The organism is Brevibacterium sp. Z349TD_9 (genome assembly GCF_056173565.1).
On sequence record NZ_CM149680.1, the window covers coordinates 2,795,633 to 2,817,656 of the forward strand.

General features: G+C 68.4%; 22 protein-coding genes and 1 tRNA gene. 11 read left to right on the top strand and 12 right to left on the bottom strand.

Annotated features, from left to right (window positions below; genetic code table 11):
* Positions 1-39: 39 nt before the first annotated feature.
* Together AC0VYB_RS13005 and AC0VYB_RS13010 are read left to right on the top strand one after the other, a co-directional pair.
* Positions 40-390, top strand: coding sequence for a hypothetical protein (locus AC0VYB_RS13005; RefSeq protein ID WP_009379374.1), 351 nt, complete (start codon positions 40-42; stop codon positions 388-390).
* Complete coding sequence (locus AC0VYB_RS13010; RefSeq protein ID WP_009379376.1) at positions 387-848, top strand: hypothetical protein; 462 nt, start codon at positions 387-389, stop codon at positions 846-848. Before AC0VYB_RS13005 ends, AC0VYB_RS13010 begins: the two co-directional genes overlap by 4 nt.
* 66 nt (positions 849-914) lie before the next feature.
* Here the strand turns inward: AC0VYB_RS13010 and AC0VYB_RS13015 are convergent, their stop codons facing one another.
* Genes AC0VYB_RS13015 through AC0VYB_RS13025 form a run of 3 tightly spaced genes read right to left on the bottom strand, consistent with a single transcriptional unit; the run spans position 915 to position 5,246 of the window.
* Complete coding sequence (locus AC0VYB_RS13015) at positions 915-2,648, bottom strand: hypothetical protein (RefSeq protein ID WP_259787926.1); 1,734 nt, start codon at positions 2,646-2,648, stop codon at positions 915-917.
* Between the two features lie 59 nt (positions 2,649-2,707).
* Positions 2,708-3,631, bottom strand: coding sequence for a tetratricopeptide repeat protein (locus AC0VYB_RS13020; protein WP_201672044.1), 924 nt, complete (start codon positions 3,629-3,631; stop codon positions 2,708-2,710).
* Between the two features lie 22 nt (positions 3,632-3,653).
* Entirely contained in the window at positions 3,654-5,246 is a 1,593-nt protein-coding gene (locus AC0VYB_RS13025) for a DUF8094 domain-containing protein (protein ID WP_144588318.1), read from the bottom strand.
* Positions 5,247-5,442: 196 nt separating this feature from the next.
* Here AC0VYB_RS13025 and orn point away from each other — a divergent pair, with 196 nt between their 5' ends.
* Positions 5,443-6,096, top strand: coding sequence for an oligoribonuclease (gene orn, locus AC0VYB_RS13030; protein WP_259787922.1), 654 nt, complete (start codon positions 5,443-5,445; stop codon positions 6,094-6,096).
* Here the strand turns inward: orn and AC0VYB_RS13035 are convergent.
* The gene (locus AC0VYB_RS13035) at positions 6,093-7,013 is read right to left on the bottom strand and encodes an SCO6745 family protein (RefSeq protein ID WP_193338592.1); all 921 of its coding nucleotides are present in this window, start codon (positions 7,011-7,013) and stop codon (positions 6,093-6,095) included. The genes orn and AC0VYB_RS13035 overlap by 4 nt on opposite strands.
* Before the next feature lie 39 nt (positions 7,014-7,052).
* Between AC0VYB_RS13035 and AC0VYB_RS13040 the strand changes: the two genes are divergently transcribed.
* From AC0VYB_RS13040 to AC0VYB_RS13055, 4 genes are all read left to right on the top strand, one after another.
* A complete protein-coding gene (locus AC0VYB_RS13040) occupies positions 7,053-7,760 on the top strand; it encodes an LmeA family phospholipid-binding protein (protein ID WP_063249156.1) in 708 nt (235 codons plus the stop codon).
* Between the two features lie 135 nt (positions 7,761-7,895).
* The gene (locus AC0VYB_RS13045; RefSeq protein ID WP_167560021.1) at positions 7,896-8,252 is read left to right on the top strand and encodes an antitoxin; all 357 of its coding nucleotides are present in this window, start codon (positions 7,896-7,898) and stop codon (positions 8,250-8,252) included.
* 214 nt (positions 8,253-8,466) lie between these two features.
* Positions 8,467-9,801, top strand: coding sequence for a glutaminase (locus AC0VYB_RS13050; RefSeq protein WP_063249113.1), 1,335 nt, complete (start codon positions 8,467-8,469; stop codon positions 9,799-9,801).
* Between the two features lie 127 nt (positions 9,802-9,928).
* Positions 9,929-10,741 (top strand): siderophore-interacting protein, encoded by an 813-nt coding sequence (locus AC0VYB_RS13055; protein ID WP_119296410.1) that lies wholly within the window; start codon positions 9,929-9,931, stop codon positions 10,739-10,741.
* A 54-nt stretch (positions 10,742-10,795) separates the two neighbouring features.
* Here the strand turns inward: AC0VYB_RS13055 and AC0VYB_RS13060 are convergent, their stop codons facing one another.
* The 3 genes from AC0VYB_RS13060 to AC0VYB_RS13070 form a co-directional block, all read right to left on the bottom strand.
* Entirely contained in the window at positions 10,796-13,009 is a 2,214-nt protein-coding gene (locus tag AC0VYB_RS13060) for a choice-of-anchor I family protein (RefSeq protein ID WP_238614642.1), read from the bottom strand.
* 176 nt (positions 13,010-13,185) lie between these two features.
* Complete coding sequence (locus tag AC0VYB_RS13065; RefSeq protein WP_119296409.1) at positions 13,186-14,136, bottom strand: dihydrodipicolinate synthase family protein; 951 nt, start codon at positions 14,134-14,136, stop codon at positions 13,186-13,188.
* Complete coding sequence (locus tag AC0VYB_RS13070; protein WP_259820176.1) at positions 14,133-15,029, bottom strand: ribokinase; 897 nt, start codon at positions 15,027-15,029, stop codon at positions 14,133-14,135. Before AC0VYB_RS13070 ends, AC0VYB_RS13065 begins: the two co-directional genes overlap by 4 nt.
* 87 nt (positions 15,030-15,116) lie before the next feature.
* Between AC0VYB_RS13070 and AC0VYB_RS13075 the strand changes: the two genes are divergently transcribed.
* The gene (locus AC0VYB_RS13075; RefSeq protein WP_119296407.1) at positions 15,117-15,785 is read left to right on the top strand and encodes a DUF1345 domain-containing protein; all 669 of its coding nucleotides are present in this window, start codon (positions 15,117-15,119) and stop codon (positions 15,783-15,785) included.
* 26 nt (positions 15,786-15,811) lie between these two features.
* Here AC0VYB_RS13075 and AC0VYB_RS13080 read toward each other — a convergent pair whose 3' ends face one another.
* Both AC0VYB_RS13080 and AC0VYB_RS13085 read right to left on the bottom strand, forming a co-directional pair.
* Complete coding sequence (locus tag AC0VYB_RS13080) at positions 15,812-16,225, bottom strand: VOC family protein (RefSeq protein WP_144588183.1); 414 nt, start codon at positions 16,223-16,225, stop codon at positions 15,812-15,814.
* A gap of 21 nt (positions 16,226-16,246) precedes the next feature.
* Complete coding sequence (locus AC0VYB_RS13085) at positions 16,247-16,708, bottom strand: Lrp/AsnC family transcriptional regulator (protein ID WP_119296406.1); 462 nt, start codon at positions 16,706-16,708, stop codon at positions 16,247-16,249.
* Between the two features lie 92 nt (positions 16,709-16,800).
* On the opposite strand from AC0VYB_RS13085, the gene AC0VYB_RS13090 reads away from it, so the two are divergent.
* Positions 16,801-17,232, top strand: a complete 432-nt coding sequence (locus tag AC0VYB_RS13090; protein ID WP_111470484.1) for a rhodanese-like domain-containing protein — start codon at positions 16,801-16,803, stop codon at positions 17,230-17,232.
* On the opposite strand, the gene AC0VYB_RS13095 is transcribed toward AC0VYB_RS13090, so the two are convergent.
* The gene (locus AC0VYB_RS13095) at positions 17,216-17,482 is read right to left on the bottom strand and encodes a DUF1272 domain-containing protein (protein ID WP_111312103.1); all 267 of its coding nucleotides are present in this window, start codon (positions 17,480-17,482) and stop codon (positions 17,216-17,218) included. The two genes, AC0VYB_RS13090 and AC0VYB_RS13095, sit on opposite strands and share 17 nt — an antisense overlap.
* Before the next feature lie 172 nt (positions 17,483-17,654).
* Positions 17,655-18,854: an MFS transporter gene (locus AC0VYB_RS13100; protein ID WP_144658385.1), complete on the bottom strand. Its 1,200-nt coding sequence runs from the start codon at positions 18,852-18,854 to the stop codon at positions 17,655-17,657.
* Between the two features lie 30 nt (positions 18,855-18,884).
* On the opposite strand from AC0VYB_RS13100, the gene AC0VYB_RS13105 reads away from it, so the two are divergent.
* Positions 18,885-19,643, top strand: a complete 759-nt coding sequence (locus AC0VYB_RS13105; protein ID WP_144588179.1) for a DeoR/GlpR family DNA-binding transcription regulator — start codon at positions 18,885-18,887, stop codon at positions 19,641-19,643.
* Positions 19,644-19,834: 191 nt separating this feature from the next.
* Here the strand turns inward: AC0VYB_RS13105 and AC0VYB_RS13110 are convergent.
* Positions 19,835-19,907: transfer RNA gene (locus AC0VYB_RS13110), tRNA-His, on the bottom strand.
* Positions 19,908-20,131: 224 nt separating this feature from the next.
* On the opposite strand from AC0VYB_RS13110, the gene AC0VYB_RS13115 reads away from it, so the two are divergent.
* Positions 20,132-21,931 carry a hypothetical protein gene (locus tag AC0VYB_RS13115; RefSeq protein WP_259820180.1) on the top strand — a complete coding sequence of 600 codons (1,800 nt, stop codon included), beginning with the start codon at positions 20,132-20,134 and terminating at the stop codon, positions 21,929-21,931.
* Positions 21,932-22,024: the final 93 nt, after the last annotated feature.

The following is a 22,024-nucleotide window of genomic DNA, read 5'->3' on the forward strand; positions in this document are numbered from 1 at the left end:
GGTGGGTGCCTGCCCGGTGCGGTGACTAGACTTGATCGGGTGTTCACCGTTCTCACCCTCGTGCTCTACGCCGTCGCGGCCGTGCTCACCGTGTGGTCGATCGTCGAGACGATCCGCAACCGCCCGGCTGGGAAGCTCCTGCTCGGGGTTGCGGCCCTCCTCCTGCTCCTCCTCATCGTCGAACTCGTCGTCTCCATCGTCACCTTCGGCGGCACGCACGACGTCGATCCGCTCCTCTACTTCGGCTACGTCATCACGGCGATCCTCGTCATGGCCCTCGCCGGGTTCTGGGCGTTCGCCGAACTCTCCCGGTGGGGTCCCGGCGTGCTCGCCGCGGCAGGACTGACGGTGATCGTCATGATCGAGAGAATGGACCAGATTTGGCTGTGAACAGAGGCACCATCCGCCGCCCCTCCCCGCGTTCCCCGTACTCGGCGATGCACTCGGGTCCAGGGCGCGCGCTCACCGCGGTGTACGGGATCTTCGCGCTCTCGGCGACCGCGCGGGCCGGTTACCAGGTCATCCGCGAGTTCGACGTCGCCCCGGTCGCGTATTCGCTCTCGGTCTTCGCAGCGCTGGTCTACATCGTCGCGACCGTCTGCTTCGTCATCGGCAGCCGTGTCACCCACCGCATCGCGATCGCCGCATGCCTCATCGAGTTCGCCGGCGTCATCGTCGTCGGCATCCTCAGCTTCACCCACCCCGAGGACTTCGCCAAGCCCTCGGTGTGGTCGAGCTTCGGCATCGGCTACGGCTTCATCCCCCTCGTCCTCCCCGTGATCGGCCTGTGGTGGCTCATCCGGGTGGGCAGACGCGTGCGCGGCGCAGAGGCCCCCGCCGTCCGCTGAGCGCGAGGGCCGCGAGGTCACGCCGCCCTACGGCTGCGGGGCCCCGCGACCTCACTCGATGCTGCCTCACTCGATCCGCGAGGAGAGGATGTCCCAGTCGGAGGCGACGGCGGTGAGCTCCTCACCGTTCTGCATGATGACGTAGGGCTGTGCGGTGTCGACCTTGACGGTGTTGCCGTCCTTGTCGTTCGTCTTCACCGCTTCGATCGTGTCACCGAGGTCGAGCGAGTAGTCCTCGGGAACCTTGATCGTCAGCGTGCAGCGGACCTCGCCCATGCCGAGCGCCCCCTGTTCCGTCGTCAGCGTCATCGAAGCGAAGTCGAACTCGGTGTAGGGCTTGCACTCGGCATTCACCTCGTCGAAGCCGGAGTCCTTGTCGCGCAGCCCGCCGAGGTAGTCCCGGAAGGACTTGAAGCCGCCCTGGTCGAGCCCCTTGACCTTGTCCGCCTTGCCGTCGGCGAGGTAGGACGCGACCTCATCGGCGGAGGTGGTCATCGACTCCGAGAACGCCTTCGGGGCGACCTCGACAGCGCCGTTCGCGTCGGCGAGGAGGGTCGGCGCCTGATCGGCGGGGATGAAGACGGCGGAGCGGACGATCGGCTGTGTCGACGCGGATTCGCGGGTGGCGAGCTGGACCTGGGTGAGCTTCTCGTCCCCATCGGTGGTGCCGAGGGCATAGAACCACATCGGGTACTGCTCGAAGCTCGGTCCCCCGGCGACGACCTCGGTGAAGTTCGGCGCCCGCAGCTTCTGCTTCGTCTTCTCCGCGATCTGGATCTGCGCGCGGGTGCGGTCGATGAGCGGGGCACCCTGGATCGACTCGAGGCCCTCCCCCTTGTCGGCGAGGATCTTGTCGAGGGACTCCGTGTAGGCGGTCATGAAGTCCCCGGCCTCGCCCGAGCGGACCGCGGTGCGCTCGTAGGGGGTGACGTTCGGGGTGTGCGGCTGGGCGACGGGGAGCGCCGCGCATCCGCTCAGGGCCAGTCCCGTGGTCAGGGTCAGGGCCGTGGCGGCGCGGGTGCGTGCACCACGCCGGGAGCGTCGCCGAGGCGGTTCTCCCTCGGTCGGGGGTGCGGCGTCGGTCGCCGGCTGCGTCTCCGGTTCGGCGTCCGCTTTCGATTCCGGCTTCGAGCGGCCCTTGACCGCGGCCTTCGCCCTGTCCGTCATCGTCGTCTTCGTCCTGCCCCGGGTCCCGTCGCCCGCCTCGTCGCTGGGCGTGCCGGGGCCCTCCTTCTTCCGCGGCCGGATGCGCGCGTTCCACCAGCGGAGGAAGAAGTACGCGGAGAAGCCGGCGAAGATGATCGCGACGGCGAGTCCGATGAGGCTGAGGGCGAGCACGCCCTCGACGCGCATCTTCAGTTGCACGGTCGTGCCGTCGAGGTTCTCCCCCTCGGCCGCCGGGGCGATGACGAGCATCTGCGGATCGGCGTCGAGGTCGAAGGTCTTCGCCACCGACTGGCCGGTCTCCCGGCTCGTCCACCAGTCGCGTCCGGCGATGTCGGCTGCCGGGGCGGGATCGCCGGGCAGCGACCGGTGGGTCGCCTGGTCCGGGAAGTCGACGTCGCTGATCTGGACCTGCGAGACCCCGTCGAGGAAGCTGTCGGTGTCGACGCCGTTGGCGGTGCCGAGGAACAGTTCCTTGCCCTGCGAGTTGCGGGCCTCGATGGTGACGTCGGTGCCCGAGTACGGCACGACCGCCTGGTCGAGGACGACGGCGTACGACCCGTCGGAGACCTCGAAGGCCTCGGTCTCCGTGACCTCGTCGGTGCCGACGACGGACAGCGCGGAGCCGACCAGCACTGCGAGGATCGCCGCGGCGATCGCGAACAGGATGGCTGTGGTGAGACGGACTATCTGGATCAGAACAATGCCCTCATCAGTGATGTGCGTGCTTTGGCCACGGCCGGATCGTCGGGTCCGACGATCTCGAAGAGGTCGAGGACCCGCAGGCGCAGGGCTTCCTTCTGGTCTCCCGTCGACGTGCGGATGAGGGAGATGAGCCGGGAGAACGCACCGGCGGGATCGCCGGTGACGACCTGGGCGTCGGCGGCGGCCATCGCGGCATCGACGTCCTTCGGGTCGGCGTCGGCGGCGGCGATGAGCTCGGCCGGGTCGGCGTCGATGAGGCGGCGGCCCAGCCCTGCGCGGGCGAGGCCGAACTTCGCCTCGTCATCGGCCGGGGACTCCGCGAGCGCGGCCTTGAACAGGGACTCGGCGGTGTCGAAGTCACCCTCGGCCAGGGCGGCTTCGGCCTCCGGGTGCTTCGGACCCGCAGGCTCCGGCTCGGCACCGCCGACGACGGCGCGGCCGTTCACCCCGTTCTCAGCGGCGAGTTTGAGGAGCTCCTCGAGGTACGCGGCGATCTGCGGCTCGGGCAGCGGTCCCTGGAACAGGGGAACCGGCTGGCCCTTGATGACGGCGACGACCGTCGGTGCCGCCTGGACTCCGAATGCCTGGTGTAGGCGCGGGTTGGCGTCGATGTCGACCTTCGCGAGCACGAGGCGACCGCCGTAGGAGGAGATGAGGCGTTCGAGGACCGCGGTGAGCTGGGTGCTCTCCGGGGCGGCCGGGGATCCGAGGTCGATGACGACGGGCACGCGATCGGACAGTGCCACGACATCGTTGAAGACGGCTTCGTCGACGTCGAGGACGAGCGAGGGCAGCGGCACGGCGTTCGGATCGCCGGCGCCCGCCTGCTCGTCGGCAGGCAGATTCCTGCTGCGGACCGCGGAGAGGTCGAGCCCCTCCTGGGGGCCGGCGTCCTGTGTGGGATCGAGTGACACGGGATCTCCTTCTGGTGGCTGGTCAGCCGAGCTTGGCTCCGCTGAGGGTTTCGAGTCCGCCGATGAGTCGGACCTTGCCGTCCTTCGGCACGAGGAACGTGAGCACCTGATACGTCGAGGTCGACACCGGCTTCTGGGTGCTCGACTCTCCGGTGAGCTCCTTCTGCGGGGTGCTCAGCGTCAGCGTCCCGGTCCGTCCTCCTTCGGACTGGGGTGTGATCGTCGACGTCGCCTCGATGACGCCGGTGACGACTGCGGCGTCGCCGGCAGTGCCCTGTGCGACGATCTGGTTGCCCGGATCGTAGGAGAACTTCACGCTCGCCTTGCCCGCCTCGGCGCTCTTGCGCTGCTCTTTCTGGTTGGCCCAGATCGACTTCGCGAAGTCGTCGGCTTCGAAGCTCTTCGCCTCCTTCGAGTCGGCACCCGATCCGAGCGCCTTCGCGTAGTCGGCGATGGTCTGCTTCGGGGTCTTCGCATACCCGTCCGCCTCGGCGTCCAGCAGCGGCGAGCCCTGCCGGGCGTCGGCGATCTCCGGCAGCTCGGTGCCGGGGACGAGCCGCGTCTGCGACCACAGCTTGTAGTCCGAGCGCGGATCCTCCTGGGTGAGGACGAGGAGCTGAGTGGCATCGCCGGCCGAAGTGATGAGGCTGGTGACCCGCGGCCAGGTGTCGGTGGCGGCGGTGTAGTTGACGACGATGTCGTCGGCGGCCACGGCCGGGGGAAGGTCGTGGTCCTTGACCTTCTTCTTCACCGCGTAGGCGGCCCCGCGCTGGTCGAGGGCGGGACCGGTCGCCCGCTCCTCGAGCGCCTTCGCATCGAGGTCCTTGTCGGCGGCGGCGACACCGTCGGCGACGGCACCGAGGATGCGCTCGGCCTGCGTGCTGCTCACCCCGGCCATCGGGGTCGTCGGCGCGGCCGAGGGTTCGGGCTTCGGCAGCTCTTCAGGTCCGCACGCGCTGAGCGCGAGCACGGGGACGATGGCGAAGGCGGTGCCGTATTCGGCGAGTTTGCGACGACGGTCCTGGCGGGCCTGACGCCGGTCGGCTTCGCGCTTGGCGGTGCGGCGCCCGAGGAAGAGGAGGACGAGCCCGATGAGGAAGATCACGCCGCCGCCGATCATCAGCGGGATCGCCCACGGGGTCGCCGCATTGCTCGGCCACGACAGGGTCACGGAGCTGACCTCGCCCGGCTGTCCGGAGCCGACGATGAGGAACCCGGTGCGGTTCGCCTCGGCGTCCCAGTCGAGGCTCACGGTGCCGCTGCCGGTCGTCTCCGCCTCCCACAGGTCGGCCCCGGCGGGGTTGGGCACCTCTTCGGCGCCGTCCTTGGGTTCGACGGTGAGGCCGCCCTCGGAGGCGAGGCCGGTGATGCGCGCGGCGGCGGAATCGCCGATCCACGCGTCGATGCTCTCGATCGGAGCCTGGGCGATCGTCAGGTCGCCGGTGCCCTCAGCGGTGAGCGTCGCCGGGGTCTCGTAGAGATTGAGCATCCCCGGGTCGACGACGACGGCGGGCGCCGAGCCGTCGATCTGCGTCGTGGCGGTGATCGTGTCGTCAGGGGCCCACAGGGTCTTCTGCAGCAGCCCGAGGCCGGCGACGACGACACCGACCACCATGAGAATCACAGCCAGTGTGTAACGCACGCGGGAACCTTCTCCTCAACTCGCGAATATCCTTGTCCGCCCGTGTGGGCAGACGACAGCACAAGTTTAGGCCACTGAGCTGGGACGGGCTCTGCGGATGCACTCAGCGTGTGTCGTCGACCACACCACCGCAGGGCTCTCGGGTGAGGGCGACGTATAAGCTTGCAGGGTGAGCAACGACAGAATTGTGTGGATCGACTGCGAAATGACCGGCCTCGACGAGGCGCGCGACGAACTCATCGAGATCGCCGCGATCGTCACCGACTTCGAACTGAGGCCCCTGGACGAGGGCGTCGACATCGTCATCCGGCCCTCGGCGCAGGCGCTGGAGAACATGAATGACTTCGTCACCCAGATGCACACCTCCTCGGGCCTCATCACCGAACTCGATGCGGGAACGACCGTCGCCGACGCCCAGGCACAGGTCCTCGACTATGTGAAGTCGCATGTCAAGGAGGCCGGGAAGGCGCCGTTGGGCGGGAACTCGGTGGGCACGGACAAGGTGTTCCTCAGCAAGCAGATGCCCGAGCTCGTCGACTACCTCCACTACCGGATCATCGACGTCTCCTCGATCAAGGAGCTCGCCAAGCAGTGGTTCCCGCGCGCGTACTTCCAGGCGCCGGAGAAGCGCGGCGGACATCGTGCGCTCGGAGACATCCGCGATTCGATCGTCGAACTCGCCTACTACCGTCGCGCCGTCTTCTCCTCCGCTGGTCCGACCTCGGATGAGGCGAAGGCGATCGCCACCGAGGTGGTCGCCGCCTTCTCCGCCGACGATGAGTCCGATGCCTCGACGGCACCCGGTTCGGCGGCGGGGGCCTAGCTCGTCTTCTTCGCCGGCTGGGCGAAGATCGAGGCCGGGAAGGCACCTGCCTGGGCGAAGACCTTGACCAGGGTGCGGCTCGGGGACACGAGTGCGGCGATCTGCTCGTCGCTCAGCCCCGCCCACGCTGCGGTCACGGTGCCGTCGGTGAGGATCTCGATCTCCTCTTTGAGCTGTCGTCCCGCGTCGGTGATCTCCGGCAGCGAGTAACCGCGCTCATCCGTGCCGAGGGTGATCAGCCCCGCCTCGGCGAGGCTCTCCTGTGCCGACTGCCAGGCCTCGTCGCTCCACCCTCGGGTCTTCTGTGCCGCGCGCGGTCTGAAACCCGCACCCGTGGCGACGTCGAGGAGGAGCGCCTCGATGCCGGAGACACCCGCAGTGACGAGGGCGGCGACGTGACCGTCGCCGCGGAACTCGCGCAGCACCGTGGCGGTGTCCCAGAGCGCCTCGAACGCAGTCGCCGGGGTGTGGGCGTCGACGGCGTCGGCCGTCGCGGCGGCGAGCGCCCGCCCGGAGAAGTCGAGGTCCGCCCGCACCGGGGTCAGTGCCGTCGTGAGTTCGGTGGCCGCCTCGGTGAGCAGGGCGATGTCGTCCCGGGTCCCGAAGAGCTCCTCGAAGTAGAGGGAGACGGCGTCGAAGCGGGCGGAGACCATGACGTCGGGCGAGACGACGTCCCACACGCGGGGAACGATGGTGGCGATGAACTCGGGCGAGTAGTTGGAGAAGGTCCCGGCGACGACCCCTGCCGTGACGCGGCCCATCGGGGCCGATCGGGCGGCCATGTTCGCCTCGACCCCGGGTTCGAGGCCGAGCTCGGCAAACGAGCGGCCCACGGTCTCGGAGAAGTAGATGGACGAGTGGAACGAGTTGAGACGGGCTGAGAGAGTCCTGATGTTCTGCGTGCGAGTCGAGTCCATGACCCCATCCTAGGCGTGCGCGATGGAACAATGGAGGCCATGACGACCCGCGAGTACGCCCGCCCCCGCAGCCGCCGCAGAACCCTCATCGTCTCCGGGATCGTCGTCGTCCTCACCCTCATCGTCGGCGCGATCGCCGCCGACAGGATCGTCGACAGTCTCACCGAACAGCGCATCGCCGAGGGCCTGAAGTCCTACGGTGAGACCGAGGTGGACGTCGAGGGCTTCCCCGTCCTCACCCAGCTCGCCGCCGGTCGTCTCGATGCGGTGCGGGTGACCGCGGCCAAGGCCACCTACGAGGGCATCGACTTCACGAACGTCGACGCGAAGCTCTTCGACGTCCCCACCGACTCCTCGCGTCCGGTCGGCACGGTCGACGCCGAAGCGACGATCCCGCTGACGACGATCGACCGGCTGGCGAAGGAGAAGGCGTCTCTGCCCGACGGGATGGCGTTCGACAGCAGTGCCAGCGGGCTCGTCCTCACGGGTTCCCTGCTCGGCCAGGACGTGCGCATCGGCATCGACACCCGTGCGGAGGCGAGGCGGATCCTCGTCTCGGCGACGACGCTGCAGCTCGGCTCCGCGCAGGTCGACCTCTCGACCCTTCCCGGGTTCCTCACCTCGGCGATCTCCGACATCGTCATCGACCTCGAGACCCTGCCCGCGGGACTCGAGCTCACCGACATCAAACCCGCCGACGACGGCCTTCGGGTCAGCCTCCACGGCTCCGGGGTCATGCTGCGCTGAGGCGCTGTCTCACGGGAGTCGAGGGTGCCCCCAAGCTGCGTCGGAGGCGTTTGCCAGGACCGACTCAGTCTGTGAGTCTACGATCGGTGCTGACCATCACATCTGTGAACCACACCTGTGAAGAAGGGCGCCACCATGGCTTTCGACAAGTTCCTCAACAAGGCGAAGAACCTCGCCAACGACCCCAAGGTCCGTGAGAAGCTCAACTCCGAGAAGATGGAGAAGTTCAGCGATCAGGTGCTCGACAAGGCGGCAGGTGCCGCGGATTCGCTGACGAAGGGCAAGTACAGCGACAAGATCAAGGGTGCCCGCGACGCCGCCGACCGTGCGATCGGCACCGATGGACGCAACCCGGGAACGCGTCCTGACTTCCGCTCCGGACCCGGTCCGGATGTCCGCCCGGGAGACCCCGGCTCGGACCGCCCGCAGACGCACCGACCCGACGGATCGGTCGATCCGCGTGATCCCCGCAACCGGCCCGACGTTCCCTGAGGCGAACGCTCATGAGACGCTGAGCGCTCGGCCCGGGTCTCAGGGCTGACCCGCTCCCCCGCCCCCGCACGGTCCGTCCGTGCGGGGGCGTCGTGCATTCCCGGGCCCAGCTGGTCCGGGGTGGGCGATCCCACACTGCCGGGACGCACCAGTGTGTGAGAATGGCAGTCGGGTCGCAGCCCTCGCGGACCCCGAACCGACGACAGGAGGTGCCATGCGATCACCGATCCCCGATTTCCTCGACGCGTCGCTCGAGCGTCATCGCTACGATCTCAGCGGCGCCACCGCCGACTACATCCCCGACCTCGCATCCGCCGACCCGACGAAGCTCGCGATCTGCATCTCCACCCTCGACGGGGTCGAATACGACTCGGGGGACGCGGACTTCGAGTTCTCGATCCAGTCGATGTCGAAGCCCTTCATCTACGGTCTCGCGCTCGAAGCGCTCGGCCTGCCCGCCGTCCTCGACAAGGTCGGCGTCGAACCCACGGGTGAGGCCTTCAACGAGCTCTCCCTCGACAAGTCCTCGGGCAAGCCGCTCAACCCGATGATCAACGCCGGAGCGCTCACCGTCCATGCCCTCCTCGGCGGGAAGGACGCCACCCTGGCCGAGCGCACGGAGATCGTCCGGGCCGGTCTCTCACGCTTCGCCGGCCGCCAGCTGCGCATCGACGAGCACATCGCGGACGGTGAACTCGGTGAGGCGTACCGCAACATCGCGATCGCGAACATGCTCCGCTCCTACGGGGTCATCACCGACGACCCCGACGAGGTGGTCCACGGCTACATCAACCAATGCTCGGTCCTCGTCAGCGTCAAGGACTTGGCGATCATGGCGGCAACCTTGGCCGGCGGGGGCACGAACCCGCTCACGGGCGAGCAGGTGCTCTCGCCGCGTGTCAACCGGCAGGTGCTCGGGGTGATGATGACGTGCGGGATGTACGACGCCGCCGGTGACTGGATGACCGAGGTCGGGGTGCCTGCCAAGAGCGGCGTCTCCGGCGGGCTCTTCGGCGTCCTGCCCGGTCAGCTCGGCATCGCGACGTTCTCGCCCCGGCTCGATCGGCACGGCACGAGTGTGCGCGGGGCGAAGATCTTCCGTTCGCTCTCGGCCGACCTCGGCCTCCACATCATGAATGCGCCCGAACCGGCACGCTCGATCATCCGCCGCGACCGCCGTTTCGTTGACGCCAAGGGCGACATGGTCCGCATCGTCAGCCTCCAGGGCCTCATCCAGTGGGCCGGGGCGGAGAACGTCATGCGGGAGATCGCCGCGCCCGATGACGCTGTCGACGTCTTCGCCCTCGACATGCGCCGGGTGTATTCGATCAACGAGGTGGCCCGCCGGATGATCGTCGAAGCGCTGCGTCGGCTCGAGGGCGAGGGCAAGCGCGTCGTCCTCCTCGACCCCGAGGACACGATGGGATGCGCCGGAAGCGGTTCGGCACTGCCCGACGTCGAGATCGTCGACTCCCCGAAGGAGCTGCGGAACCTCGACCTGCGCGGTCTGCGGCGAGTCCGCGACGACTTCGCCGATCAGACCTCGTAGAGGCTGCGGGTCGGCGGGCCTCGGCTGCGTGGGAGGCCGTGCTCGTGGGGTGCCTCGCTCACGCGCACGGGCCGACCGCCCCTGTTTGCTAAGGTAAACCTAACCGAACGCGAACGAAAGGTCTCCGATGACGACTGACGCCCCTGCCCGCACGAAGCGACCCGAACGCCCCCAGGCGATCCTCACGGTCACCGCGACCGAGGCGGTCACGCCCAATCTCATCCGCATCACCGCAGGCGGTGAGGGCTTCGACGCGATCAAGGACAACGACGCCACGGACAAGTACGTCAAGATCATCTTCGCCGACCCCCGGCACGGACTCACCCCGCCCTACGATCTCGCCGCATTGCGCGAGCACTCCCCCGAGAGGCTGCCGCGCAACCGCACGTACACGGTGCGCGAGATGGACAGGGAGAATCGGCAGCTGACGATCGACTTCGTCGTCCACGGAGACGAGGGCATCGCCGGCCCGTGGGCGCGGACCGCGGCCCCGGGTGACACGCTCGTGGCGATGGGGGCCGGCGGCGCCTACCGACCCGACCCGGACGCTCCCTGGCACCTGCTCATCGCCGACCACACGGCGATCCCCGCGGTGAGTTCCGCGCTCGAGGAGATGGACGCTGCGGCGACCGGTCACATCATCGCGAATGTCCCCCACGCCGAGGACCGTCTGCTGCCCGAAGTTCCCGCAGGGATGACGGTGACCTGGGTCGATGACGACGAGGCGCTCATCGCCGCCGTCCGCGACCTCGACTGGGCTGAGGGAACCCCCCAGGTCTTCGCCCACGGGGAGCGGGAGACGATCAAGGCGATCCGCCGCATCCTCAAGGAGCGCGAGGTCCCCCGCGAGTCGCTGTCGATCTCGGCCTACTGGGCGCGCGGACGCGCGGAGGACCAGTTCCAGGCCGAGAAGCGCGAGCCCATCGGTCAGATCGACTGATCCGCTGGGCGTCCCCGCGGGGACGCCCCGCGGCGTCCTCGCCGGGACGTCGGCTCAGCGTCTCCGAGTGACGAGGAAGGCGACGACGCCGAGGGCGATGAGCCCGGCCGCGACCCCGCCGATGAGAAGGTACTGACCGAGGTCGGCACCGGTGCGCGGCAGCGATCCGGCGTTCTCATCGTCGGCGTCGGCGGATCCCTCAGACCCTGCCGAGGCACCGCCGGCGCTGCCGCCCTTCGGGTCAGAGTCCTTCGCGTCGGAGCCCTTCGCATCTGCCGAGGTGTCGGAGCCCTTCGCGCCGGCATCGCTGCTCGCTGAGGCGGCGCCGGCCGTCGTGCCGGAATCCTTCGCGTCGGAATCGTTCGCACCGGACCCGCGCGAATCGGCCGTGTCGGCATCCGCGCCAGTGCCCGCGTCCGCGTCATCGCTCGCCCTCGCATCACTGCCATCGCCGGCATCGGCGTCTGCCCTCGAACCGGCGTCCGCCTCGGCGCCAGCATTCTCATCGGCCCCCACACCTCCGTCAGCGTCGGCCCGGGCATCCGAATCGCCGCCGCCTGCGGTGAGGTCGTCGACCGAGTAGAGGCTCGTCGTGCCGGAGACCTCGTTGCCGATGACGAGCGCGGCCTCCCCGGTCGGGGACTCCCCCGCGCTGAGGAACGTGATGCCCTCAGGGCCGAGATCGCCGGCCTTCGAGAGCAGGCCTGCCGGATCCGCGGCACCGTCGATCTCATCCTCGACGGAGACGGAGAAGTCGCGGTTGTTGAAGTAGGTCGCGAACTCCGGGCTCTGCGGGTCGCTGAGGTCGTAGACGGCGATGCCGCCGATGCGCTCGAAGCCGACGAACGCGTACGTCGTCTCCCCCACCTGGCCGATCGTCAGCGCCTCGGGCTCGGGTCCTTTGTCGTCGCTGCGGCCCTCGAGGTTGGATTCGGTGTGGTTGGAGTTGAAGAACTGCGGGATCGCCTTCGCGGTCATCTGCTCGAACTCATCGCCGGAGTCGGCGACGAGCGTGCCGTCGGTCATCCAGATCGAGAACGACCGGCCTCCGAACGCGTAGAGCTCCTCATAGCAGCTCCCGTCCTCGCTCAGTCCGAGGTCGGTGATGACGTTGAGGCGACCCAGTTCGTCATCCCCGAGGCTGTCGGCCAACGGCGAGGTCTCGCACACGGGGGCGAGGCCGTCGCCGCCGAGGTCCTTGACCCTGGCCGCGTCGACGAAGTCGCCCCACTCACGGGAGTCGCCTTCGTTCGCAGTGACGAGGTAGTCGGTGCCGCCGGCGGAGAACGTCGAGACGGTGTCGGGCATGTACGCGCCCTTGAGCCCGGGGTAGGTCGCGATGTTCACCATCGGGGCGTCCTTCGGATCCCTGTCAGAGGGGTCAAGACCGTTGCCGGCCTTGCCGTAGTCCTTGAAGCCGAGCGGCATGATCCGCTCGACTTCCCCGGCGGCGATGTCGACGACGGCGATCGCGTTCGCCTCCTGCAGCGTCGCGTACGCCTTGCCGCCTGCGACGGTGATGTACTCGGGTTCGAGGTTGCGGGAGACCGGAAGGTCGCCCTCGGGGTTGGGGCCGAAGACCCGCACACCCTCAGGCAGGGTCTTCGACCCGCCCTCCTCGAACTCCCGGAAGTCAGCGGTCCGCACATCCGCCTCGGTGGGGGCGGCCACCTCGGCGGGGAGGTCGACGATGCCCACCGACCCTTCCGGATCGGTCGAGAAGTCATCGGCCGGCTCGCCCTCGTTCGCCACCAGCGCCTGAGCGCCGTCGGGGGTGATCGTCACCATGTCCGGCAGGGATCCGACGCCCACCGTTCCGAGCACCGTCGCCGAGGTGGTCCTCGCGTCGAAGAACATCAGTGACCCGGGCTTCGTCTTGTCCTCGTTCTCCAGAGCGATGACGCCGAGGCCGTCCTCACGGATCGCGATCGAGTTCGCGGTGCCCGAACCGGTGATCTCGCCGACCTTGGCCGGGTTCTTCGGATCAGAGGCGTCGATGATGTCGACGCTCGCGGCCTGCGCGTTGACGGTGAAGACGGTGTCGCCGTGGACGGCGGTGATCTCGGCTGCGGACTCGTCGAACCGCCCGGCCTCGTACGCGCCGAGGTAGCCGAGCGCGACCTGCGCGCCCGGCGCCGAGGTGGTGATCGGCTCCGGCACCTCTCCCGCTTGTACCGGGGTGCCGCCTGTGACGGTCAGCCCGGCGCTCAGGCCGGTGGTGAGGAGGAAGGCGGTGAGGGCGGCGGTGACTGTCTTCGTTGTCGTCATCGGTTCTCCGAGTCGAGGCGGCGCGGACGATTCGTGTCCGCCTACTCCATATATATGGAGAGAGGTGACTGTGCCCGGAACCGGAGGTGGCGCGTGCGTGAACGCGTGGAGTCGGCGGCGCGCCGCTCGGTGCGGCGGGGGTCGATCGCCTGCGGCCGGGGTCGGTCGCCTGCGGCTCAGCTGAGGCCGAGGTCGTCGACGACCGAGGCGACCCTGCGCTTGTCCTCGGTGCTCAGTCCCTTGAGCGGTGCCGGGAGGCAGTCGCTGGTGACGAGGCCGAGGTGCTCGGCGATCGCGGCCCCGACTCGGAGGCTGCCGCCGTGGGCGGCGAAGAGATCCCACAGCGGTTGGAGGTGGACGGCGAGTTCGCGGGCGCGTTCGGCCTCGCCTGCCTGGATGGCGCGGGTGATCGCGAGCATCGGGGCGGGGATCGTCCCGCCGATCGCTGAGAACCATGCGTCGCAGCCGGCGATGAGTCCCTCCGCGCCGTATGCGTCGACGGAGACGCCGATGGCGACCCGGCCGCCGGTGGCCTGCCGAATTCCTGCCACCCGTTCCTGCCAGTCGGCGGGGCTGAGCGGCAGTCCGGGGATCTTGATCGCCGCGATGCCCTCGATCTCGGACAGACGGGCGTAGAGCTCGGTGGTGAAGGTGAAGCGGGTGGTGGTGGGGTTGTCATAGACGATGACGGGCAGACCATTCGCCGAGGTGACCGCCCGGAAGAGCTCGACGACCTCGGTCTCGGTGAGCGGATGGTAGCTCACGGGGGCGAGGAGAAGCGCTGCGGCACCGGCCGCTGCGGCGGCTTCGGCATTGGTGAGGACATCACGCGTGCTCAGCGCCCCGATGCCGACGGTCACCGGGATGCCGTCGGCGCGGTCGACGGTCAGGCGGGCCACCTCGGCGCGGTCCTCGGGACTGAAGAAGGGGCCGCATCCGGTCGACCCGAGCGGGGCGATCGAGTCGACTCCCGTGGCGACGAGGCGGTCGATGAGCCCAGCGAAGGCATCCTCGTCGAGGCGTCCGTCTCGGACCGGGGTGAGAGGGAACGCGCTCAGTCCCGTGAAGGGTGAGAGGGCGGGCAGCGGCATGGGCACGGTTTCGGTGCACGTCGCGAAGTCGGTCATCTGCGGTCCTTGTCATCGCCGGGTCCGAGTGGCCGGGGGTCGTGTGCGGGGCCGGTCTCGGAGATGAAGTGGTCGAGGGTGGGAAACGCCGGTCTGGCACTCGGGTCGGTGACGGCGGACGCTCCGACGGCGTTCGCGATGCTCAGCGCCGCCTCGGCGGGGATCCCTGCGCGCAGGGCGATGGTCAGGGCGGCACAGAACGCATCCCCGGCACCGACGGTGCTCACCGGGGTGACGCGGCGGGCGGGGGCGTGGGCGATCTGCTCGCCGCGGGAGAAGAGGGTCGAGCCCTTAGCCCCGGCGGTCACGGCGACCGAGCGGGCGGAGCGCAGCTGCGGGAGCGCGGCGTACTCGGATTCGTTGACGATGATGAGGTCGGCACGGTCGACCACCTCGGCGGGCAGAGGCAGGGCGGGGGCGGCGTTGACGACGAAGAACCCGCGCACGGTGCGGGCGAGCGCTGACACGACGGTCATCGGGATCTCGAGCTGGGTGAGCACGGTGTCGTCGGCGAAGTCGTGGTCGTCGATGCTCACGGGGGCGTTCGCGCCTTCGCAGACGGCGATCGTGTTCTCACCGTGGGCGTCGACGGTGATGAGCGCCGTTCCGGTCTCGGCGTCAACCTCGGCGATGGAGTCGACGGTCACACCGGCCTGCCGCAGGGCGGCGATCATCTCGGTCCCCGTCGGGTCGGTGCCGACGGCCCCGATCATCCGGGTGCGGGCGCCGAGGCGGGCGGCCGCGGCGGCCGTGTTCGCGCCCTTTCCGCCGGGGCTGCGCGTGAGGGTGCCGCCGCCGACGGTCTCTCCGGGGCCGGGCAGGCGCTGAGTGGTCGCGGTGATGTCGGCGTTGATGCTGCCGACGACGGTGAGGGGGATGGCGAAGGCGGACACACCTCACTCTAACGCGCACCGTGGCTTCCCGCAGGGACGTGACTCCGACGGGGACGTTTCGACGCCGTGGTGCCGTATATTCGGGCCATGGCTGAGAACTCGACGTCACGGACCATCCCATCCCGACGGTATTCGGCGGGGGCGTGGGCGAGCGGGGCGGCGCAGGCGGTCATCGTCGTCATGTGCTTGCTCTACCTGTTCACGAACGCGCTGTGGGCGCTCATCGCCTGGGAGTGCGTGACGCTGGGCTACCTCGTCGTCGGGCTCATCGTCGTGTGGAGGGGCCGACTGCCCGAGACGGGTGACCGAGAGGAGGCCCGCGTGGTCGCGAAGTGGCTGTGGATCCCGCCGCTGCTCGCCGCGATCGTCGGCGTCCAGGCGGCGATCACCGCGATGGTCAACCAGGGGTCGGGAGAGGCCGGTTCCGAGAAGACGGCGCTCCTCTTCGCGGCGAGCGTGGGCATCATCCTCTCGTGGCTCATGCTCCACATCGCGTTCGCGGAGATCTACGAGGTCACCGAGGCGGCCAACGACGAGCAGGAGCTGCGGTTCCCGACGACGACCACACCCTCGACGCTCGACTACCTCTACTTCTCGTACACGATCGGCACGTCGTTCGCGACCTCGGACGTCGAGGTCTGCGGGGTGCCCGCACGCCGGATCGTCCTCCTCCACAGCATCGCCGCGTTCTTCTACAACGCCCTCGTCGTCGCCGTCGCCTTCCAGGTCCTCCAGAACCTCATCGCCCGGGGGTGAGCCGTGGGCGATATCCCAGGCGCGGGTCAGGCGACGAAGACGCAGAAGGGGCGTCCGGCGGGGTCGGCGAAGACGTAGAGCGGTTCGTCGGGATCGTCGGTGCGGTCGAGGAGGATGCGGGCTCCGAGCGCCTCGGCGCGCTCCCGGTGGGTCTCCAGCGCCTCGGCATCGGGGACGGTGAAGTCGAGGTGCAGCTGCATGGGCACGTCCGGGTCGGGCCACGTGGTGGGCGTGAGTTCGTCGACCTGCTGGATCGCGAGCGTCCGGTTGCCGGCCGCGTCGACGAGGACGAGCCAGTCCGCCTCGTCGGGACTGCCGTCGGTCGGCGGTTCGTCGCCGATGCGGTAGTGCAGTCCGAGGTACTGCCGGTAGAACTCGGCCAGGTCGCGGGGGTCCTCGGCGTCGAGGACGGTGTGGAGCAGGCGCGGGAACTCGGTCATCCCTCACCTTAACGCCGGTGTTCAGCTCGGTGGGAGGAGTGGCCGGGGCGGAAGGGGCGAGGAGTAGACGACGCTCGTCGTCACGCTGCCGAGAGTGCCGATCCGACCGCTGACCTGCTCGAGGTGGCGCATGTCGGTGGCGACGACCTTCATGATGAAGCAGTCGTCACCGGTGACGTGATGGGCTTCGATGACCTCCGGCTGCCTGCGCAGGAGCGCATGGAGCGGGTCGTAGTCGCTGCTGGGGTAGCGCAGACGGAGGAAGGCCATGATCGTGTACCCGAGGCGTTGCGGGTCGACCTCGGCGGTGTACCCGCTGATCACTCCGGTCTCCTCGAGGCGGCGGACGCGTTCGGCCGTCGCGCTGTGGCTCATCGTGATCCGGCGGGCGAGCTCGGCGACGCTGAGGCGTCCGCTGTCCTGGAGTTCGGTGAGGATCGCCGAGTCGACCGCATCGAGGGCGATCGGGAGATTCGCGGGCATACGGTCAGACTGCCATGAAATCTCCGCCGAGGCGAGCAGAATGCCGTACGTTTGCCCTGGATTCGCGGGTGCCGCCTTACTAGCCTTCGGGCATGTCTTCGAATACCTTCCGCATCGCGCATTTCGCCGCCAAGCTCGCGTGTGAGACCGATGCCTCCGATGTCCACCGCGCCCAGCACGAGGGCACGCGGTTCGTCCTCATCGACTCCCGCGGTGATTCGGCGTGGGCACAGGGGCACATCACCGGCGCGGTGCACATGCCCACTGCACAGATCGCGGCTCGCGCGGTCGCAGAGATCCCCTCGGACATGCCTGTCGTCACCTACTGCTGGGGACCGGGCTGCAACGGGGCGACCCGAGCAGCGCTCGAGTTCGCGAAGCTCGGCTTCGAGGTCAGGGAGATGATCGGCGGCTTCGAGTACTGGGCCCGTGAGGGCTTCCCGGTCGAACGCGACGGTGGAGTGTTCACCACTGCCCCGGACGCGCTCACGGCTCCCGTCGACGCCGTCACCTGCGACTGCTGACGACGGCGGCCCGGGAGTCTGCGCACCCCGGCTTGAGCACACGCGCGGTGCCGGCCGGATGAGAGACGAGCAGATGCGCCGGACGGATCGGCCGTGGCTGAAGGTTCCCTCCGCAGTTGGGACACGCACCGCCTGGAAACCCGGCCGCGCACGCGGGACACCATGTGCATTCGAAGGTGCAGATGAACGCCTCGTCGTCGGGGGCGAGGTCGCGATCGCAGCATTCGCAGTTCGGTCGGATCTCCAACATCTCACGGCTCCCGGTCTCGGTTTCAGGCAATGGTCTGCACCTATTCCACCTCGGCGCTTCACCGGTGTCGAGCAGCGGACGGGACAGAAATCGCAAGAGTGCGGACGCGTTCTCCGGCGGATCGGTGACGTTGCCCTATTCAGAATCGGCGGGGACCCGGTGCCCCCGGTCCTCAATGCACGCGAGAATTGTCGTTGTGCTCACGAGCCTGTCGCAATGATCGCAGTTGGATGCCGAGGGCAATGACGGCTGGGGCCGCAACTGCTGTGATAGCAACAGGCAGCGACGCGATCGAAGCAATCCCTCCGATTGCGGGTGTGAACGTAATGGTTGCCACTCGCATGACCCAGATGACCCAGGTCACTCCCGCATGGGCTTTGAGACCGGGCAGCGCATCAGCGCCGGCGAAGGCCAGCGGCACAGTGATCGCAGAGCCAAGGCCCGCCAGCGCCAGACCCGCCAGGGTAAGTGCCGCTGAGGGAGTCCACGCGACAATGACGAGGCCTGCGAGGATCAGGATCAGACTGGTGATGGTCGCCGGACCGTTGCCGACTCGGTCGATGAAGCGGTCGCCGAGTATGCGCCCGAAGAACTGAGCCACCAAGAGAACGGTGAGGCCGAGACCCGCAATCGACACAGGAACGTCGCGCTCGGTCGAGAGGAAGACCGCTGACCATTTGTTGCCGACATCCTCCACCGCAACCCCTGCCAAAGCGACGATCGCCAGCGGGATCAGCAGCCACGCCACGTGAGGACCAACACGGACAGGGCCACTGTTCGGCATCGGGCGAGAGTCTCGCTGGTCCGGAAGGAACGAACGCGCCGCGCAGGCCATTGCGCCTGAGCTGAGAACTCCCCACACCCCGAGGTGGATCAGAAGAGGCACTTGAGCCGAAGCCGCGAGTGTTCCGATCAATCCGCCTGCGGCAGCACCGATGCTCCACCCTGCGTGCATCGACGACAGCAGGGAACGACCGTAGTTCTCCTGTACGCGCAAGCCCTGGGAGTTCTGCGCGACATCGACTGCGGCATCCGCGTATCCTGCCAGCACAAGCCCGACCACGAATACCCACGGGTTGCCGGTGGCAACGCCGATTGCGGCAAGCACGAGTGAGACGGACATCAAACCGGTGCCGAACGTCGCCACCCGTCGGCTGCCCCAGCGCCGCAGGAGCACTCCCGGCGCTTGGAAGGCGACGGCGGCACCGAACATGAACCCGGCAACCAAGAGCCCGAAGATGCCAGGTCCGACGTCCAAGGCGTCCTTGACTTCGGCGTATCGGACCAACAGAGTGGCCGGAAGTCCCCCATTCGTGGCGAAGGCGACCATCACCGCTGCACGCGCCCGCCGATTGGTGTTCCGCTTTTGCATACCCAGCACTTTCGCGCTTGAATCAAACACATGCAACGTTCGATCCGGGCTAAAGCGATCATCAATGCCGTGCGATCGCCAGGCGGTGCCCGCGTCTCAGAACTGGCGGAGGCGACAGGGGTATCAACGATGACGATCCGGCGGGACCTGGCCGAACTGGAGCGTTTGGGAATGCTGCGCCGCACTCATGGAGGCGCGGTCAGTCTCCCCGCCCGGGGTACTCGCCTTCCCTACGGAATGCGGGTTGACAGTGGCGTCGACCAGAAACAAGCCATCGCTGCGAAAGCGGTTTCTCTCATCCCCGACGGAGTGAGCGTCATCATCGACACTGGAACGACGTGCGCTGCGGTCGCACAAGCGCTCGCCGGTCGCGACGTCACCGCGCTCGCACTCTCGATACCCGCCGCGTCGGCACTGGGCAGTTGTCCCGGGGCGCGGGTCATCACCGCCGGAGGACAGCTCGACCTCGACGAGCTCGCCTGGACAGGTCACCGGGTGATTCGCGAGATCCACGATTTTCGAGCCGACTTCGCCGTGATCGGGGTCTGCGCCTGGGATGAGCACGCAGGGCTGACCGCAACCTCCGCGCATGACGCCGACGTCAAGAAGGCGATGATCGACTCGGCGCAACGAGTCCTCGCCGTCTCGACCGCAGACAAGATCGGTGTCTCAGCGACATTCACCGCGTGCCCTACTGACCGTGTCCATACCCTCGTGACCCGCGATCTGCCCAGCGACGCCATGACCTGGATGATGGCGGCCGGGGTTGACGTCATCGACAACGCCTGAGACTCGGTCCCTCCACAACGAGGATGTGAGAACCCGCGAAGCTCGCGTCCGTATACAGTGAACTTGTCCCGCGCACAGGGACATCTGAGCCGCGGTCGCCGCTGCAAACCCCGCTGCCCCGCTAACCCCCGGGTAAGAAAAGAGAAATGTGCCGCGACATCGTGGAAACGATATCGCGACACATCAACCGGGGTGAGTAACGGGACTTGAACCCGCGACATCCGCGACCACAACGCGGCGCTCTACCAGCTGAGCTATACCCACCACACAGCCTGCACCTCGGCGCAGACAGCAAGATACATATTAGCGTCCCGCACTGCGGTCGGGCAAACGCACAGGCCCCGAGGTGCATAATGAGACGCAGATCTCCTGACGTGCAACGATTCCGTAGAGATGTATAACGGTTTCGGAAAAGCGGTGGGAGGCCCCATCCTCATTCACTAGGATTGTCACCGCCCTGCCGTCGACTTCCCAAGGACCCCTGGTACATGCCACGTGCGCTGATCTCTGTCTCCCAGGACGGGTACACCTACCTGTCCCTCGATGGGGCGACGAGTCGCTACTCGGACACGGGCCAGGCGATGACCTACCTCGGCGACTATGCCCGCGCCACCGAGACTCCGGTGTCGGTGACCATCGACAACGGCGACCAGGGCGTCGACGTCGAGATCGATGCCGCAGGCCGGATCGTCCCCGCCCAGAGCACTGCGCCGAAGGAGCCCGCACCTGCCGCGACGGCCGAGGCCGCGGCTCCCGGTGCCTCCGCACCTGCCCCGACCTCACAGCCCGACCAGCCGACCCCGGCTGCCCAGTCGACCCCGCCTGCTCAGTCGACCCCGACCGAACCGGCTGCTCAGGAGACCGACCCGACCACAACCTCGGCGAGCGGAGCCTCCCCCTCCTCCGAGACCCCGGTGGATGCGACACCGGCGGCGGCCATGGGCACGGACCCCGCACCGACGACCGGCACGGACGCCGGGCGTGCGCCGGAGTCCGCCGAGGCGGCCGCCGGGGAGGAGTACCCACTCGGCACCCCGTACTCGGGACCGGCAGCCCAGACCCCGCCCACGCAGAAGCCGAGGCAGAAGCCCGCACGGAAGCGTCCGGCGGGCAGGAAGCAGCGCCGACTCGGACGCCTCACCGTGCCCGGCCTCGTCCTCATCGGCATCGCGATCCTCATGATCGGCGCCTTCGTCATCCCCAACATCGTCCCCACCAGCGCCCCCGAATCCCCACAGACGATCAACTCGGACCAGCAGCTCGACGCCGCCTCCGATCTCACCGTGGAGACGACCGACGACATCGTCCCGACGTTCGAGAACACACCGACGTGGGAGGCGAAGATCCCCGGCAGCGCCTCGGTGACGGCGTCGGATCGCGGCGTGCTCGTCGTCGACGGGGACAAGCTCGAAGTCCTCGACTCAGCCACCGGTGCGGTGCGCTACTCGGGCACGGTCGATCAGGCGCCGACCTTCGCCGTCGACACGAGGATCGGGGGCCGAGCAGCCCTGCTCTGGCAGGTCGGCGACTCCGCACAGGCGCTCTTCGACGGCGAATCCACCCCGAAGTCCTACAGCCTGCCCCCGAACACCCGGATCTCCTCGGCGGGCACGAGCGTGCTCGTCAAGTCTGGCAACCGCCTCGCGACCTTCGGCGAGGACGGGCTCATCGACGTGCCCACCCCGGAGAGCGGGTCGACGCCGATGGCGGTGGAGAACGGGGAGCTCTACAGCGCCGACTTCGACGGGCCGGTGGTGGCGACGAACATCGAGTCCGGCGACAAACGCGACATCGACCTCGAAGCCCCTGCCGACGGTCTCCGGATCATCAAATGGATCTCGGCCGGGCACGGCAAGGTCATCGCCCTGTGGGGCGAGCAGGGGGCGTCGACGAACAGCGGGCACCGCATCCAGCTCGTCGTCCACTCCCTCGACGACGGCTCGATCCTCTCGACGGTGACGACAACGACGGACATCGTCGGCGAGATGTCGTGGGTCCGCGGTCAAGGCGGACAGCGGGCCTACATCGGCCCCTACCTCTTCGACCTCGAGACCGGTCTCCTGCTCGCCGACACGACACGCGCCGACGTCAACCTCTCCGAACCGCGGGGAACGATCGTTCCGTGCACGATCGACAACGAGGCGGCGTGCCTCATCGCCGGCCAGACCGCGTACCGCAGCGACACCCGCCTCCTCGCCGTCACCGACAACGGCAACCAGGCGATCGTCGACGGCGTCGACTCGACGATCCGGGCCTATCCGAAGCGCCCGCAGACCGCGAACGGATGAGCGGAGCTTTAACAGCGCACGCCGAGCCACTATGATTGTGGCCGTCGTGCCGTGACGTCATGACCCCTTGACGGGCCGATGACCGGCAACCCC